The sequence below is a fragment of the Mycobacterium sp. TH-M116 genome, assembly GCF_057473685.1.
The window spans coordinates 22,396-38,253 of the sequence record NZ_JBYCLC010000331.1; the positions used below are offsets into that span (position 1 = coordinate 22,396).

Annotated in this window: 17 protein-coding genes, 1 tRNA gene and 1 other RNA gene; 9 read left to right on the forward strand and 10 right to left on the reverse strand. The window is 69.6% G+C overall.

What is annotated here, in order from left to right; genetic code table 11:
* Window positions 1-116: 116 nt before the first annotated feature.
* Together recR and AC2VOK_RS17025 are read right to left on the reverse strand one after the other, a co-directional pair.
* Window positions 117-728, reverse strand: a complete 612-nt coding sequence (gene recR / locus AC2VOK_RS17020; RefSeq protein WP_421531135.1) for a recombination mediator RecR — start codon at window positions 726-728, stop codon at window positions 117-119.
* A gap of 13 nt (window positions 729-741) precedes the next feature.
* Window positions 742-1,107, reverse strand: coding sequence for a YbaB/EbfC family nucleoid-associated protein (locus AC2VOK_RS17025; RefSeq protein ID WP_421531134.1), 366 nt, complete (start codon window positions 1,105-1,107; stop codon window positions 742-744).
* 98 nt (window positions 1,108-1,205) lie between these two features.
* On the opposite strand from AC2VOK_RS17025, the gene AC2VOK_RS17030 reads away from it, so the two are divergent.
* On the forward strand, window positions 1,206-1,988 hold the full coding sequence (locus AC2VOK_RS17030; protein WP_428901533.1) for an Rv3717 family N-acetylmuramoyl-L-alanine amidase: 783 nt from the start codon (window positions 1,206-1,208) through the stop codon (window positions 1,986-1,988).
* Here AC2VOK_RS17030 and AC2VOK_RS17035 read toward each other — a convergent pair.
* On the reverse strand, window positions 1,985-2,422 hold the full coding sequence (locus AC2VOK_RS17035; RefSeq protein ID WP_428901534.1) for an SRPBCC family protein: 438 nt from the start codon (window positions 2,420-2,422) through the stop codon (window positions 1,985-1,987). The genes AC2VOK_RS17030 and AC2VOK_RS17035 overlap by 4 nt on opposite strands.
* An 82-nt stretch (window positions 2,423-2,504) precedes the next feature.
* Here AC2VOK_RS17035 and AC2VOK_RS17040 point away from each other — a divergent pair, with 82 nt between their 5' ends.
* The gene (locus AC2VOK_RS17040) at window positions 2,505-3,914 is read left to right on the forward strand and encodes an FAD-binding oxidoreductase (protein ID WP_428901548.1); all 1,410 of its coding nucleotides are present in this window, start codon (window positions 2,505-2,507) and stop codon (window positions 3,912-3,914) included.
* Window positions 3,911-5,230 carry a class I SAM-dependent methyltransferase gene (locus tag AC2VOK_RS17045; protein ID WP_428901535.1) on the forward strand — a complete coding sequence of 440 codons (1,320 nt, stop codon included), beginning with the start codon at window positions 3,911-3,913 and terminating at the stop codon, window positions 5,228-5,230. Before AC2VOK_RS17040 ends, AC2VOK_RS17045 begins: the two co-directional genes overlap by 4 nt.
* On the opposite strand, the gene AC2VOK_RS17050 is transcribed toward AC2VOK_RS17045, so the two are convergent.
* From AC2VOK_RS17050 to ffs, 3 genes are all read right to left on the reverse strand, one after another.
* Entirely contained in the window at window positions 5,227-7,077 is a 1,851-nt protein-coding gene (locus AC2VOK_RS17050; RefSeq protein WP_428901536.1) for a DNA polymerase III subunits gamma/tau, read from the reverse strand. The two genes, AC2VOK_RS17045 and AC2VOK_RS17050, sit on opposite strands and share 4 nt — an antisense overlap.
* 164 nt (window positions 7,078-7,241) lie before the next feature.
* Window positions 7,242-8,534 carry an aspartate aminotransferase type Ic gene (locus AC2VOK_RS17055; RefSeq protein WP_428901537.1) on the reverse strand — a complete coding sequence of 431 codons (1,293 nt, stop codon included), beginning with the start codon at window positions 8,532-8,534 and terminating at the stop codon, window positions 7,242-7,244.
* Window positions 8,535-8,558: 24 nt separating this feature from the next.
* An RNA gene (ffs, locus tag AC2VOK_RS17060) (signal recognition particle sRNA small type) lies at window positions 8,559-8,655 on the reverse strand.
* A 78-nt stretch (window positions 8,656-8,733) separates the two neighbouring features.
* Between ffs and AC2VOK_RS17065 the strand changes: the two genes are divergently transcribed.
* A tRNA-Ser gene (locus AC2VOK_RS17065) sits at window positions 8,734-8,822 on the forward strand.
* Between the two features lie 92 nt (window positions 8,823-8,914).
* Window positions 8,915-9,718, forward strand: coding sequence for a lipid uptake coordinator LucA (gene lucA, locus AC2VOK_RS17070; protein ID WP_428901538.1), 804 nt, complete (start codon window positions 8,915-8,917; stop codon window positions 9,716-9,718).
* A 9-nt stretch (window positions 9,719-9,727) separates the two neighbouring features.
* Here the strand turns inward: lucA and AC2VOK_RS17075 are convergent, their stop codons facing one another.
* Both AC2VOK_RS17075 and AC2VOK_RS17080 read right to left on the reverse strand, forming a co-directional pair.
* Complete coding sequence (locus AC2VOK_RS17075) at window positions 9,728-10,297, reverse strand: enoyl-CoA hydratase/isomerase family protein (protein WP_428901539.1); 570 nt, start codon at window positions 10,295-10,297, stop codon at window positions 9,728-9,730.
* Window positions 10,276-10,482, reverse strand: coding sequence for a hypothetical protein (locus tag AC2VOK_RS17080; RefSeq protein ID WP_428901540.1), 207 nt, complete (start codon window positions 10,480-10,482; stop codon window positions 10,276-10,278). The genes AC2VOK_RS17075 and AC2VOK_RS17080 overlap by 22 nt, the downstream gene beginning before the upstream one ends.
* A gap of 171 nt (window positions 10,483-10,653) precedes the next feature.
* On the opposite strand from AC2VOK_RS17080, the gene AC2VOK_RS17085 reads away from it, so the two are divergent.
* Window positions 10,654-11,718 carry an NAD(P)H-dependent amine dehydrogenase family protein gene (locus AC2VOK_RS17085; protein ID WP_428901541.1) on the forward strand — a complete coding sequence of 355 codons (1,065 nt, stop codon included), beginning with the start codon at window positions 10,654-10,656 and terminating at the stop codon, window positions 11,716-11,718.
* 7 nt (window positions 11,719-11,725) lie between these two features.
* Here the strand turns inward: AC2VOK_RS17085 and AC2VOK_RS17090 are convergent, their stop codons facing one another.
* On the reverse strand, window positions 11,726-11,878 hold the full coding sequence (locus AC2VOK_RS17090) for a hypothetical protein (RefSeq protein ID WP_428901549.1): 153 nt from the start codon (window positions 11,876-11,878) through the stop codon (window positions 11,726-11,728).
* A 314-nt stretch (window positions 11,879-12,192) separates the two neighbouring features.
* Here AC2VOK_RS17090 and AC2VOK_RS17095 point away from each other — a divergent pair, with 314 nt between their 5' ends.
* On the forward strand, window positions 12,193-14,148 hold the full coding sequence (locus tag AC2VOK_RS17095; RefSeq protein WP_428901542.1) for a putative alpha/beta hydrolase: 1,956 nt from the start codon (window positions 12,193-12,195) through the stop codon (window positions 14,146-14,148).
* A 61-nt stretch (window positions 14,149-14,209) separates the two neighbouring features.
* Window positions 14,210-14,662 carry a hypothetical protein gene (locus AC2VOK_RS17100; RefSeq protein ID WP_428901543.1) on the forward strand — a complete coding sequence of 151 codons (453 nt, stop codon included), beginning with the start codon at window positions 14,210-14,212 and terminating at the stop codon, window positions 14,660-14,662.
* Here the strand turns inward: AC2VOK_RS17100 and AC2VOK_RS17105 are convergent.
* On the reverse strand, window positions 14,637-14,810 hold the full coding sequence (locus AC2VOK_RS17105) for a hypothetical protein (RefSeq protein ID WP_428901544.1): 174 nt from the start codon (window positions 14,808-14,810) through the stop codon (window positions 14,637-14,639). The genes AC2VOK_RS17100 and AC2VOK_RS17105 overlap by 26 nt on opposite strands.
* A 294-nt stretch (window positions 14,811-15,104) precedes the next feature.
* Between AC2VOK_RS17105 and AC2VOK_RS17110 the strand changes: the two genes are divergently transcribed.
* Window positions 15,105-15,353 (forward strand): hypothetical protein, encoded by a 249-nt coding sequence (locus tag AC2VOK_RS17110; RefSeq protein ID WP_428901545.1) that lies wholly within the window; start codon window positions 15,105-15,107, stop codon window positions 15,351-15,353.
* Window positions 15,354-15,858 lie beyond the last annotated feature (505 nt).

Sequence of the window (15,858 nt, forward strand, 5' to 3'; positions counted from 1 at the left end):
ACCGGGCACCGACACTTCACCGAGCCTGTAAATCTGCAGCCAAAGTGCGAGTAGGGGCCTGCACAATTACAGGCTCGGCGCACGCGCGCGACCAGGCTCGGCGCACGAACGACGCGTCAGACCATGGAGCGGCGGCCGACGAGGGCGCGGCCCAGGGTGAGCTCGTCGGCGAACTCGAGATCGCCGCCCATGGGCAGCCCGGACGCGATCCGGGTGACGGTCAGGCCGGGAATGTCACGCAACATCCGCACCAGGTAGGTGGCCGTCGCTTCCCCCTCGGTGTTGGGGTCGGTCGCGATGATCACCTCGCTGATGTCGACGTCGTCGACGCGTTCACCGATACGGCTCAGCAACTCGCGGATCCGCAGTTGGTCGGGCCCCACCCCGGAGAGCGGATCCAGCGCACCACCCAGGACGTGGTAGCGGCCGCGGAATTCGCGGGTGCGCTCGACGGCCTGGATGTCCTTGGGCTCCTCGACGACGCACACCTGCGAGCCGTCGCGGCGCGGGTCGGCGCAGATTCTGCAGCGCTCGTCGTCGGAGACGTTGCCGCACACCGCGCAGAACGTGACGCCGTCGCGGACCCGGGAGAGCACCGCGGTCAGCCGGTCGATGTCGGGCGGTTCCACCGACAACAGGTGAAAGGCGATCCGCTGGGCGCTCTTGGGGCCGATACCCGGCAGCTTGCCCAGCTCGTCGATCAGATCCTGGACGGGTCCCTCGAACATGTCGGTGCGCGGACTACAGCTCCGGCATCCGGGTCGGCGGGGCCGGAGGCGCGGGCGGGGCACCCGGCGGGGTGCCGCCCATGCCGCCGGCCAGCGCTCCCAGCCGCTCCTGCGCCATCGTGGTGACCTGCCGGGACGCGTCGGCCATGGCGCCGACGATCAAATCCTGCAGGGTCTCGACGTCCGCGGGGTCGACGACCTTGGGGTCGAGCTGCACCCCCACCACCTGCCCGCTGCCTTTGACGACGACCTTGACCAGACCTCCTCCGGCCTGCCCCTGCACCTCGGCATTGGCGAGTTGTTGCTGGGCGTCCAGTAGCTTCTGCTGCATCTGCTGCGCCTGGGCGAGCAGTGCGGACATATCGCCTCCGGGTTGCATGACAATCCCCTCGCATCTCGGTCTCGAGTTGGTCTCGCCTCGAAGTGTCGGGCCATTCGAAACCCCCAGAGTAGACCGCACGAAGTTACCGTGGCGTGGTGGACCTACGAGTGAGCAGGCGTGTCGGGCCCAAAATGGCGGCTGCGGCGCTGGTTGTCGCGGCGGCGACCGTTGTGAGCCCGACCCCGAACGCGACGCCGGTTGCGTGGGGGGCCCCTTCCAACATCACCGGCATGATCGTTTTCATCGATCCCGGCCACAACGGCGCCAACGACGCCTCGATCGGACGCCAGGTGCCGACGGGCCGCGGCGGCACCAAGGACTGCCAGGCCAGTGGGACGACGACCAACACCGGCTATCCCGAGCACACGTTCAACTGGGACACCGCGCTGCGGGTGCGGGCCGAGCTGAACGCACTGGGGGTCCGGACCGCCCTGTCGCGCGGCAACGACAACGCGTTGGGGCCGTGTATCGACGCCCGTGCCAACACCGCCAATTCGTTGCACCCCAACGCGATCCTGAGCATCCACGCCGACGGAGGCCCACCGTCCGGCCGGGGATTTCACGTCAACTACTCGGCCCCGCCACTCAACCCGGTCCAGGCCGGGCCGTCGGTGCAGTATGCGCGGATCATGCGCGACCAGTTACAGGCATCGGGCATCCCGCCCGCCAACTACATCGGCCAGAACGGGCTGTACGGACGCTCGGACCTGGCCGGCCTGAACCTGGCGCAGTACCCGGCGGTCCTCGTCGAGTGCGGCAACATGAAGAACCCCGCGGATTCGGCGCTGATGGAGTCCGCCGAGGGCCGGCAGAAATACGCCGACGCGATGGTGCGCGGCGTCGCGGGCTTCCTCGCCACGCAGGGCCAGGCGCGCTAAGCCTCCAGTTCCTTTTTCAGGTTGGCCAGCACCTCGCCTTGAATCCTCTTCAGCCCCAAGGGTGCGAAGGTCTTCTCGAAGAACCCTTTGACGCCGCCGGCGCCGGTCCAGGTGGTCTTGACGGTGACGCTGGAGCCGGGCCCGGCGGGAGCCACGGTCCAGGTGATGACCATGGACGAGTTCGCGTCCTTCTCGATGACGGTGTGGCCGGCCACGTCGACATCGACCCGCACCTCACGCACCCGCGATTTGGTCGCCTGCAGTTTCCACTTGGCGATCGTGCCCGCACCCTGCCCGCCCTGCAGCACCTCGTACTGGCTGTACTGCGGGGGAAGGATTTTCGGACGTAGCCTCTGATAGTCGGCGACCGCAGCAAGGGTGGCCGCGGGCTCGGCATGGACCAAGATCGTGCTGGCTGCGCTTACCTGTCCCACGGCAACGTCCCCTCATGGTCGTGTTCTGCGTGTCCCCGCCCGCACACCGCTGCACGGGCAGTTGCCGAGGACTAGGATAACTCTGGTGCCAATCCCTGGATCCGCACTCTCGGCCCACACCGCCGGCGTCGACCGGTTGGTGGCCAGTTATCGATCCATCCCGTCCACCTCCGCGGTGCGGCTCGCCAAAACGACCTCAAACCTGTTCCGCGCCCGCACCAAACGGAATGCGCCCGGGCTGGACACCTCCGGGCTGACCGGCGTCCTCGGGGTCGATCCCGAGACCCGCACCGCCGACGTCGCGGGCATGTGCACCTACGAGGACTTGGTCGCTGCCACGCTGCGTTACGGCTTTTCGCCACTGGTGGTCCCGCAATTGAAGACAATCACTCTCGGCGGTGCGGTCAGCGGGCTGGGGATCGAGTCGGCGTCGTTCCGCAACGGGCTGCCCCACGAGTCCGTGCTGGAGATGGATATCCTCACCGGCGGCGGCGAACTGCTCACCACCTCACGCAGCCAGCACCCCGACCTCTTCCGCGCATTTCCCAATTCCTATGGCACCCTTGGCTATGCCACTCGGCTGCGCATCGAACTGGAGCCGGTCTCGTCTTTTGTGGCGCTGCGGCACCTCCGATTCCGCTCGCTGACGGAGATGGTGGCGGCGGCCGAACGCATCGTCGACACCGGCGGACACGGCGGCGCTCCCGTCGACTACCTCGACGGCGTGGTGTTCGGCCCGCAGGAGAGCTACCTGTGCCTCGGCAGGCGGACCTCGACTCCGGGCCCGGTCAGCGACTACACCGGCAAGGACATCTACTACCGGTCGATCCGGCACGACGCCGCGGGCCCGGACGCCGGCAAGGACGACCGGCTGACCATCCACGACTACTTCTGGCGCTGGGACACCGACTGGTTCTGGTGCTCGCGGGCGTTCGGCGTGCAGGATCCGCGGCTGCGGCGGTGGTGGCCGCGCCGCTACCGGCGCAGCAGCGTCTACTCGAAGCTGGTGGCGGCCGACCGGCGCTTCGCCATCTCGGACCGGATCGACAGGCGTCACGGCCGCCCTGTTCGGGAGCGCGTAGTGCAGGATGTCGAGGTGCCGGTCGAACGCGCAGCCGAGTTCCTGGAGTGGTTCCTGCACACGGTGCCGATTACCCCGATCTGGTTCTGCCCGTTGCGATTGCGCGATCACGACGGCTGGCCGCTGTATCCGCTGCGCGCGGACCACACCTATGTCAACATCGGGTTCTGGTCCTCGGTGCCGGCCGGGGCCGCTGCAGACGAGGCAGGCCCAGCGGGCGCATCGAACCGGATGATCGAGGCGAAGGTGAGCGAACTCGACGGGCACAAGTCGCTGTACTCGGACTCCTACTACACCCGCGAAGAGTTCGACGCCCGTTACGGCGGCGAGGCCTACAAGACGGTCAAGAAGACCTACGACCCCGACTCTCGGCTCCTCGACCTCTACGCCAAGGCGGTGCAACAACGATGACAGCAACTCAGGAGATCAAAGAACCCGACGGCACCACCTCGGGCAAACTCAGCATGGCCCAGATTCTGGAGATCTTCGCCGCGACGGGACGGCATCCGCTGAAGTTCACCGCCTACGACGGCAGCACCGCCGGTGACGCCGACGCGGTGCTCGGCCTGCACCTGCGGACACCCCGCGGCGCCACCTACCTGGCCACGGCCCCCGGCGAGCTCGGCCTGGCCCGCGCGTACGTCGCGGGCGATCTGCGACTGTACGGAGTGCACCCCGGCGACCCCTACGAACTACTCAAGACCCTGACCGACCGGGTCCAGTTCAAGCGCCCCTCGGCGCGGGTGATGGCCAACGTCGTGCGCTCGCTCGGCGTCGAGCACCTGCGGCCGGTGCCGCCTCCGCCACAGGAGACGCCGCCCCGGTGGCGCCGGGTCGCCGACGGTCTGATGCACAGCAAGACCCGGGACGCCGAGGCCATCCACCACCACTACGACGTCTCCAACACCTTCTACGAGTGGGTGCTCGGTCCGTCGATGACCTACACCTGCGCGGTGTATCCGCACGCCGACGCGACGCTGGAGGAGGCCCAGGAGAACAAGTACCGGCTGATCTTCGACAAGCTGCGGCTGGGACCGGGCGACCGGCTGCTCGACGTCGGTTGCGGGTGGGGCGGCATGGTGCGCTACGCGGCGCGCCGCGGCGTGCGCGCCGTCGGCGCCACCTTGTCGGCCGAGCAGGCGAAGTGGGCGCAGCAGGCCATCGTGGACGCGGGGCTCGACGGGCTGGCCGAGGTGCGCCACGGCGACTACCGCGACGTGAGTGAGACAGGGTTCGACGCCGTCTCCTCGATCGGGCTGACCGAGCACATCGGCGTCCGCAACTACCCGGCCTACTTCGGCTTCCTGCGGTCCAAGCTGCGCACCGGCGGCCTGCTGCTCAATCACTGCATCACCCGCCGCGACAACGCCTCGACGTCGTTCGCGGGGGGATTCACCGACCGCTACGTCTTCCCGGACGGGGAGCTGACCGGTTCCGGGCGGATCACCACCGAGATCCAGGACGCCGGGTTCGAAGTGCTGCACACGGAGAACTTCCGGCACCACTACGCGATGACGCTGCGGGACTGGTGCCGCAACCTGGTCGGGCGCTGGGACGACGCGGTCGCCGAGGTCGGCCTGCCGACCGCCAAGGTGTGGGGCCTGTACATGGCGGCCTCACGGGTGGCCTTCGAGCAGAACAACCTGCAGCTGCATCACGTGCTGGCGACCAGGCCCTCCGCGTCGGGCGATGACGGCCTGCCGCTGCGGCCCTGGTGGCAGGCCTAGCCGTTGTCGATGCGGCGAGCGCCCAACTCGTTCTGCAGCAGTTCGAGGGCGGCTTCCTCGGGATCACGACGCGGCGCCGACGGCTCGCCGCCGGCCTCGGCGAGCATGTGCTCCTCCTCGTCGACCCGCGGGTCGGGCACCGGGTCAGGCGCGGGCGCTTGCTGCTCGGGGGTCACGGCCGCCGGCGACGCCGCCGTGCCGGTCTCGCAGCGCACCCGCCAGTTCACGCCCAGGGCGTCCTTGAGAGCTTCGGCGATGACGTCGGCGTTCCGCTGCTCGGACAGCCGCCTGGCCAGCGGCGCAGATTCGTGGGTCAGCACCAGCGTGTTGCCCTCCACGGCGCGCACCGTTGCGCCCGCCAGCATCACCTCGGTGGTGCGGCTGCGCTGGCGTACCTTGTCGCGCACGGTCGGCCACATGGTCCGCACCGCGGCCGCGTTGGGCTCACCGGCGACCGGGGCCGCCGCCGGAGCGGGAACAGGCTCGGGCGCGGGCTTGGCCTCGGATGTGGGCTTGGCCTCCGGCGCGGGCTCGGACTTGGCCTCGGATGTGGGCTTGGCCTCCGGCGCGGGCTCGGGCTTGAGCTTGGGCTTGGGCTCGGGCTCGGGCTGGGGCTTGGATGTGGGCTTGGATGTGGGCTTGGCCTCCGGCGCGGGCGCCGCCGGGGGCGGGGCATCGGCGGCCGGGATCGACATGTCGAGCCGGGTCTCGATGCGCTCGACGCGCTGCAGCAGCGCCGACTCGGCGTCACTGGCCGACGGCAGCAGCAGCCGGGCGCAGACCACTTCGAGCAGCAGCCGCGGCGCCGTCGCGCCCCGCATCTCCCCCAGCCCGGCCTGCACCACCTCGGCGTAGCGAGTCAGCGTCGCCGGCCCGATCCGAACGGCCTGCTCGCGCATCCGGTCCAGCACGTCCTCCGGAGCATCCACCACGCCGCGGCTGACCGCATCCGGGACCGCCTGCATGATGAGCAGGTCGCGGAACCGGTCCAGCAGATCGGTGGCGAACCGGCGCGGGTCGTGGCCCGCGTCGATCACCGACTCCACGGCGCCGAACAACGCAGCGGCGTCGGAAGCGGCCAGGGCGTCGACGGCGTCGTCGATCAGCGCGACATCGGTGGCGCCCAGCAGGCCGAGCGCCCGCTGGTAGGTGACGTGGGAGTTCTCGGCCCCGGCCACCAGCTGGTCCAGCACCGAGAGCGTGTCGCGGGGCGAGCCGCCGCCGGCGCGGATCACCAGCGGGTAGACCGCGTCGTCGACGACGACGTCCTCCTGCGCGCAGATCCGCTCGACCAGCGTCCGCATGGTCTTCGGAGGCAGCAGCCGGAACGGGTAGTGGTGGGTGCGCGACCGGATCGTCGGGAGCACTTTCTCCGGTTCTGTGGTGGCGAAGATGAAGATGAGGTGTTCGGGCGGCTCCTCGACGATCTTGAGCAGCGCGTTGAACCCCGCGGTGGTCACCATGTGCGCCTCGTCGATGATGAACACCCGGTAGCGCGCCTGCGCCGGCGCGTAGAACGCGCGGTCCCGCAGCTCGCGGGTGTCGTCCACGCCACCGTGGCTGGCCGCATCGAGCTCGACCACGTCGATGCTGCCGGGCGCGTTGGGCGCCAGCGCCGTGCACGACTCGCACACCCCGCACGGGTTGGCCGTCGGGCCCTGCACACAGTTCAGCGACCGCGCCAGGATGCGCGCCGACGACGTCTTCCCGCACCCGCGCGGCCCGGAGAACAGGTACGCGTGGTTGATCCGGCCGGCTTCCAGGGCGATCGACAGCGGCTCGGTGACATGCTCCTGCCCCACCACCTCGGCGAAGGTTGCCGGCCGGTACTTGCGGTAGAGAGCCACGCTCAGCAGGCTACTTCGGCCCGGTGACGATGCGGACCCGGAGGGTCGGCTGAGGAGGCGGGCACTCGGCGCCAGATCGCTGAGCTCGACCCAGCCGGCATCGAGTGTGCATCAGTGGCTTTCGGTGTGAACGTGGGGCGCGGCCTGTCGGCGTGTCGCCGCCCTCAGCTCACACTCGATGAGGAGGAGGCCAGCACGGATTCCGACGCGGCCAGCAGCGCACACGTCGCCAGCCCGTCGACCGCGTCGCGCAGGTCCGGCAGTGAGGGGAAAGTGGGCGCGATCCGGATGTTCTTGTCCTCGGGGTCGTTGCGGTAGGGGAACGACGCCCCGGCCTCGGTCAGCGCGATACCGGCATCCTTGGCAAGCGCGACCGTCCGTTTGGCCGTGCCGGGCAGCACGTCGAGGCTGATGAAGTAGCCGCCCTTGGGGTCGGTCCACGAGGCGATCTTCGAACCACCGAGCCGCTGGTCGAGAATCTCGAGCGCGAGCGCGAACTTCGGCGCCAGGATCTGCTGGTGGCGCAGCATGTGCAGACGCACCCCGTCGGCGTCGCCGAAGAAGCTCAGGTGCCGCAGCTGGTTCACCTTGTCCGGGCCGATCGATTTCTTGGCCGCGTACTGCAGGTACCAGGCGATGTTGCCCAGCGATCCGCCCAGAAAGCTGACGCCGGCGCCGGCGAAGGTGATCTTCGAGGTGGACGCGAAGACGTACGGCCGGTGGGGGTTGCCGGCCGTGGCGGCCAGCCCGAGCACGTCGATCTGACTGACGAAATCGTGCGTCAGGGTGTGCACCGCGTAGGCGTTGTCCCAGAACAGCCGGAAATCGGGCGCCGCCGTGCGCATCTGGACGAGCCGGCGGACCGTCTCCCAGGAGTAGGTGACGCCGGTCGGGTTGGCGAACACCGGCACCGACCACATCCCCTTGATGGCCGGGTCGGCGGCCACCAGCTCTTCGATCAGGTCCACGTCCGGGCCGTCCTCGCACATCGGGACTCCGATCATCTCGACGCCCATCGTCTCGGTGATGGCGAAGTGCCGGTCGTAGCCGGGGACGGGGCAGAGGAACTTGACGGCCGGTTCGTCCTTCCAGGGCCGCGGGGAGTCCACGCCGCCGTACAGCATCGAGAAGGCGACGATGTCGTGCATCAGCTCCAGGCTGGAGTTGTTGCCCGCGATCAGGTTGGGCACTCCGATGCCCAACAGCTCTGCGAAGATGGCCCGCAGCCCGGGCAGGCCGTGCAGGCCGCCGTAGTTGCGGGTGTCGGTGCCCTCGGGGTCGCGGTAGTCGGTCCCGGGCAGGCTCAGCAGCCGGTTGGACAGGTCGAGCTGTTCCGGGGCGGGTTTGCCGCGGGTCAGGTCCAACGACAGCTTCTTGATCTGCAGGTCCGCATAATCCCGCTGATGGCGTTCGTGCAGCGCGGTCAGCTCGTCGGGGCTGAGGGAATCGAAGGACACCAATGAGCCTTTCGGGGTCCGGACACTGGGGGGACCCCGCGCACCCGACAGAGCCCATTGACCCTTGCTGCCTTCCGGCCCTGGGGGAGTTCACAGGATGGACGCCGCGCGGGGTCCTTCGGCGAGTGTAGTACCCGCGTCGGGGCTCTCCGCACGGCCGCGGGCCTGCTGGCTGGACTCAGCAGTTACCATGACCCACGGAGGATTCGCCTAGTGGCCTATGGCGCTCGCCTGGAACGCGGGTTGGGTTAACAGCCCTCGCGGGTTCAAATCCCGCATCCTCCGCCACACCGAGCGCACCTGCTGCAAGGCGCGGACGAACACGACGCGGGTTCTGGTCGCCCCTGGACTGGCGTGAACTCACCAGCCTGAGGAGGCGTATGGGCCGGAAGTGGTTCGTGCTGTGGCACGCGTTGTCGGTGATTGCCGCCGGTGTCCTCTACTTCTACTGCGCGCTGCCCCGCTGGTATGAGCTGATGGGCGAGATGCCGCGGGCGCTGGCGATGGCCGGCCGGATCGCGTCGGGTGCGCTGATCGGCTTGGCCGCGCTTCCGGTGGCGTTCGTCTGGCTGCGCGCCCGCAGGCCCGAGCTGGGGACTCCTCTGCTCGCCCTGCGCATCAGGGTGTGGTCGATCGTGGCCCACGTGCTGGCCGGGGTGCTGATCATCGGGACCGCGATCAGCGAAATCTGGCTGCCCCTGGACACCGCCGGGCAATACCTGTTCGGGATCTACGGCGCGGCCGCCGCGATCGCGGTGCTCGGCATCTTCGCGTTCTACCTGGCGTTCGTGGCCGAGTTGCCGCCGCCTCCGCCGAAACCGATCAAGGCGCGCAAGCCCGGCAAGCGTCGCCTCCGGCGCGCGAAGGCCGCGGCCGAAGAGACCCAAGAGACCCAAGAGACCCAAGAGGCCGAGGAAGCCGAAACCGCCGTGGAAGCCGCGGAGGAAACCGGGGAGACCGAGGAGAGCGAGGAGGCCGAGGAAGTCCAGGAGGTCCAAGCCGCCGAGACTCAGGAAGCCCCGACCGTCGAATCCACCCAAGAGACCGCCGCAGAGAACACCGAGGCGGCCGAGCAGCCCGACGGCGCCCCGGGCGGGTTGCGCAACCGCCGGCCGACGGGGAAGGGCTCGCACCGGATGCGGCGCAGACGCAGCCGCGGCGGCGTGGCGGTCGACGACGAATAGCGAGCGGACTCAGTCGCGGCGCCGCATGCGCTCGACGTACTCGGAGAGGCGATGCTGCGTCTCGGCCGAACCCCACATCCGGCGCACCTCGTCGTCGACGCCGGCGGACTCGCGGATCCGTGTCATGGCCGGGGCGCGCAGCCGGCTCTTGGTGTGGCGATAGGCGTCAGCCGGGATGCGGCCGAGCTCCGTCGCCTCCGCCACCGCCGCCTCCATCAGGTCACCGTCGATGACCCGGTGGGCGAGTCCGGCGGCGATCGCCCCGGCCTCGCGGCAGGTGCGTCCGCCGAGCAGCACCTCCTCGGCACGGTCACCGCACGCGTAGCGCATCACTTCGAGCGCGGCGGCCGGGAACGGCACCCCGACGTGCACCTCGGTCACCCCGATCTGGGCCTGTGGGGTGATGAGGCGCCGGTCGCACGCGCAGGCCAGCACGCAGCCGCCCGCGATGGCGGCGCCGTTGACCGCGGCCACCGTCGGCCCCGGATAGGTGAAAAGCGCCTCGAACGCGTCCGAGAGCGCGGGGACCAGCCGATCGGTGTAGTCGCTGCCCTCCGTCACCACGCGCTTGAGGTCCACCCCGGCACTGAAGGCACGGCCGGCACCGGTGACGACGAGCGCACCCGCGTCGCCGGAACGCACCAGGCGTTCACCGCCAGGGCCACCTCTTCCAGCAGGTCGACGTCGAGCGCGTTGACACTTCCTGACGACAGGGTCAGCACCCGCACCGATTCCACGGCATGAATCTCGATCACGACGTCCACTCAAGCACGGCAGGACAGATCCGCCGCGAGCAGTGTGGAGTAGTCAACCGCCGCCGGAACGTCCCGGGCCGCAGGCTTTTCCCGCCGCTACAGGCCGGCGTCGAATGTCCTCTTCGTGCCGTCGCCGCATTCACCATCGCGAGGACGCGGGCGGTTCCCTATGCTGAGCGAGTGCCAAACACCTATCGCGTCGTTCAATGGAACACCGGAAACGTCGGCAAGAGCTCGCTGAAGTCGATCGTGACCAATCCCCTGCTGGAACTGGTCGGCTGCTATGCGTGGTCCCCCGAGAAGGCCGGTCGCGACGCCGGCGAACTGGTCGGCATCGAGCCGCTGGGCGTGGCCGCCACCAACGACGTGGACGAGCTGCTCGCGCTGAAGCCCGACTGCGTCGTCTACAACCCCATGTGGATCGACGTGGACGAGCTGGTGCGCATCCTGTCCGCGGGCGTCAACGTGGTGACGACGGCGTCGTTCATCACCGGTGGCAACCTCGGCGCCGGCCGCGACCGGATCCTTGCGGCCTGCCGGCACGGCGGCGCGACGATCTTCGGGTCCGGTGTCAGCCCCGGCTTCGCCGAACTGCTGGCCATCGTGTCGGCCATGGTGTGCAACCGGATCGACAAGGTCACCGTCAACGAGGCCGCCGACACCACGTTCTACGACTCCCCGGAGACCGAGAAGCCGGTCGGCTTCGGCCAGCCGATCGACCACCCGGACCTGCCGGCGATGGCCGCGAAGGGGACGGCCATCTTCGGCGAGGCCGTCCGGCTGGTGGGCGACGCACTCGGCGTCGAACTCGACGAGGTGCGCTGCGTGGCCGAATTCGCCCGGACCACGGCGGACCTTCAGATGGCGTCCTGGACCATCCCCGCGGGATGTGTTGCGGGTGTGTACATCAGCTGGCAGGGGATCGTCGGCGACAATGCCGTGATCGACCTGAACGTGCGGTGGCGCAAGGGCCAGACGCTCGAGCCGGACTGGAAGATCGACCAGGATGGCTGGGTCATCCAGATCGACGGGCAGCCGACGGTGACGACCAAGGTCGGCTTCCTGCCGCCGCCGTACTTCCAGGCCACGACGATCGAGGAGTTCATGGATCTCGGCCACATCATGACGGCGATGCCCGCCGTCAACGCGATCCCCGCGGTCGTCGCGGCGGCTCCGGGGATCGCCACCTACACCGACCTGCCGCTGACGCTGCCTCGCGGCAACGTGCCCAAGGTTGCGGTGTAGCCGGCGGTCATCGGCCGGCGTCCGGCGGTTCCTCGGGCGCGGGCGGTTCATCGGGCGCGTTGTCCAGCCACTTCCGCAGCCGGAGCAACTGGTTGGCCACCATGCCGAGGGCGAGCAGCGTCACGCCGACGAGGATCGCCACGACGATTGCGGTGCTCACGAGATCCATGGTGACAGGCCGGGGCGCGCGTCGACATCGCGGCGGGTGTGTGCTCCACGATGAGCACCCCGGACGAAGAACGCTCAGTCCTGCGCGCGCCGCGGCGGCGTCAAGGACCGCCCGGGGTCGGCGCTGACACCACCGGTCGCGCGCCCCGCGGGAGCGCCGTGCGCCGGCCCGGCCGGCAGCGCGTTACCCACAGGCGGTAGCGCTTGCGCAGTCGGCGCGTGGCCGCCCGGTAGTACGGTTGGGCCGGGTCAAAAAGGGGTGGCCATGTTCTTCGGTGTTGGTGTGCGGCAGCGGGTAGCGCAGCGATGCGGCTCCGCCATATAAGCGTCCCCGCGCTGATCGCCGAAGCGGGAGGCGACCCGTGGGCGATCGATCGGAGCTTGCAGGCCGGCAGCCCGGCGCACATCTCGGGTCTCGCGGAGGCGTTCCACGCCGCCGGCCGGTGCACCACCGAGGCGGACACGGCCTTCGCGCAGGCCCGCCGTCGCTTCGACGCGGCCTGGAACCACCGCGACAGCGACCCCCCGATCGACGCGTCGGCCGAGGTCCGGCGAGTGGCCGCGGTGCTGGGCGCGCAATCGCTGCGGCTGCCCGCGATCGGTGTCGACCTGGAGAACCTCGCCGCCGCCCTGGCCGAGGCGCAGCGCACCGCGGCCGGGCAGATCGCCGCCCTCGAGACCCGGCTGGCACAGCTCGACCACCTCCTCGAAGAGGCGATCGAACTCGACCAAGGCCCCGGCCTGGCCCCTTCCGACCGGAGCGACGTCGGGGCTCTGATCACGGCCTGCGAGGACGACGCGGTCGACGACACCCGGGCGGCCCTGGTCCGGCTGCGGTGCCTGCGAGACGACTACGCCGGCCGCCTGTGGCAGTCGCTGAGCACGGTGCGCGCCGACGGCTACGCAGCGTCGCCGCCCGGCACCACGCCCGAAGACGTTCGCGCGTGGTGGGACGCGCTCGGCGCCGACGGCGGGGACCGGTCGAACCCGGCACACCCGGGGACGCCGGGCAACCTCGACGGCGTGCCGGCCGCGATGCGCGACGCAGCGAACAGGGCGGTGCTGCGCGACGACCTGAGCAGGGTCGAGGGCGTGGCCGGCCGGCACGGCATCTCATCGGAGAGCCTGCGCGACGCGGTGCTGCACGACCGCGAACACGATCTGCTCGCCCGCCCCGGCGAGTACGGGCTTTCGGCCGCCGATGTCACCCGGTACCGCAACGCGGTGAAGACCAACCAGGGCGTCGAGCACGATGAGGGGCCCGACCACGACCATCGGCGACCCGTCCTGCTGTGGGCCTACGACCCGGCGGCATTCGACGGCAAGGGCAGGGCGGTGATCGCGATCGGCGATCCGGACACGGCGCACAACACCGCCGTCATCGTGCCCGGCACCGACAGCAGCGTGCAGGGAGGCTGGCTCTACGACGGGCACAACGACGCCGTCAACCTCTACGACCAGTCGCGCAAAGCCGACCGCACCCGCTCTACCGCGGTGCTTGCGTGGATGGGATACGACACACCCGACCTGGACCCCTCGACGCTACGGGAGGTCGGCACGCCGGGGCTGGCGCGCCGGGGCGCCGCGCTGCTGGCCGCCGACGTCAACGGCCTGGCGGTCACCCATGCCGGGCCGGTCCCGGCCCACGTGACGGTCATCGGCCACTCCTACGGATCGACGACGGTGGCCGACGCGTTCGCGGGCAGCGGCATGCGTGCCGACGACGCCATACTGATCGGTTGTCCCGGAACCGATCTCGCGCACAGCGCCGCCGATTTCCGGCTGCATGACGGCCGGCTCTATGTCGGTGCGGCCTCGACCGACGCGGTCAGCTGGATCGGTGAATCGGGCAGCGTCGTCCCCAACGCGCTCAACGTCGCCCTCGGCGGGCCGCTCGGGCCGTCGGCCGGCCTGGGCGCCGACCCCGCGCACGACGGCTTCGGCGCGGTGCGCTTCCGGGCCGAGGTCGCGGGCACCCACAGCACCGTGCCCTGGTTCGACGACCATTCGCACTATTACGACGTGGGCAGCGAGGCGCTGCACAACATGACCGAGATCAGCACCGGCCACGGCGATGCCCTGGGCCGCGAGGGAATGCTGGCCCCGGCCCGCGACGAACAGCCGATATCGATCCCCCGCCAGGTGCACACCCCCTTCGGGCCGATCCCGTTGCCGCATCTGGAGATCCCCCTACCCCTTACCGGCGACCCGGAATGGGGCAGGGCTTCCGGCTCGGTCACCGACGGCCATGGCTTCAACTAGGCCGCGGGCCCGGCTTGCGGCGCTTGCCGCGGTGGCCGTCGCGTTGGGAGGGTGTGCGTCGATGTCCCCATTCCGGCACGAACCCGACCATCCGCTCTCCGACCAGCAGACCATCGCCCAGGTTGTCGACGCGGCCAAGCAGATCGCGAACGTTGCCGGGCTGGGCGACCCGTCCGGGGGTTTCAGCTGGGAGTCCTGCAACGACCAGGGCGAGCCGCCGTACCGGGGCCGGGTCGACATGACGTTCGCGGTGCCGCCCGGCGTCGACCCCGACGCCTACTTCGACCGGGTCGCCGCGACCATGGTGGTCCACGGCTGGGCACCCGGCGCCCCGGCAGGCGCGCACTCCGCGGGCACGACGATCCACCGGGGCGGCGTCACGGCCGGCATCGGCGTGAGCCCCTTCGCCGGGGCCGACGGGGCCGTCCAGCTCTTCGGCGAGTGCCGCACCATGACTGACCACCGCGCCGACAGCAATGGTTTCAGCATCACAGACCAACTGCGCCGAGGATAACGGTCACCGCGACGACCGCGTCACCGAAGTTGAACACCCGCACCTGGTTGGCCGGGTCGGCGTCGAGCAATCGGCGCGCCCAGCGGATGCCGTTGTCGGTGCGTTCGGCGCCATAAGGCGGATCGTGCAGGACGAACAGATACTTCACGGATGCTCCTGGATGAGACGGGCCGGGTGCCCGGCGTGTCGAGGAAGAGCAAAACTTCTTGTCTTCTAACGAGTTCCGAAGAACAACGGATGCCGTAATCCAACGAATAGTGGAGAGCGATTCCATCCAGAACAGCGGACCTGCTACCTGCGAGCTGCCAGAAATGCGGCACTATTCAGCGTCGCCGAGCAGCATTTGCCGCCGCTACCCGAGAGAGGTCGTCCGCCCGGCTCTTGGACAGCTGTCGCCCCCTTGGGGCACACTGCCAGACACAGCCAGAAAGGAAACTCTCCGATGGGTTTTCGGGTAAGCACCTGCGCCGCAGTCATCGGCTGCGCGCTGACCGCTGCCATGGTGGCTGTCAGCCCGCCCGCCCACGCGGGCCCGATCCAGTGGTGCGATCCGTCCTCACCGCTGTTCGACCCGACGATCTGCTACAACGAGTCGCCCGGCGGCGGCTACAGCTGCGACCCGTTCGGGCCTGCATACGACCCGAACTACTGCGCCACGCAAAGCCGACCGAGCGGCTACTGGCGCGGCTGAGGCGTCGACGGTTGTCGACACCTGAAAGCACACTGCAAAGACGACGCTGATGGCGGGTCGTGGGATCCGCGGTCGGGCCTGCGATAGCCGGCACGGACCTCATCGCAGGCCCGACCGATCCCCGGATTCGCAACCGTCGACCGCACGTCGGATGGCGGCGCTGACGTTCGCGCAGCTAGCCCTCCGCTTGGACTACACCCCACTGTTCGGCGGTGTAGTTGCACTGAAGTGCTCGTCGAGGCTGAATGACGTGTTCTTGCCGACGACGACAGTGCCAATTGTTGGTAACCGGCCGCGAGGCCGACGACAGCCCGCCCTGAAAGAGCGGCCGAGCTAAGTGGTCTTGCCCGTTGGTTCGTCGGGCCCGTTCGCTGAGGTGCCGAACCTGCGGTGGCAGCGACGTCGAGTCGAAGAAGGCAGCGCTGAGCGCAGGCTCGACGCCACCAGCGGCGCCCTCAGGCAGTAGTGCGCGCCGCGCCCAAACACCAAGTAGCGCAACACTATT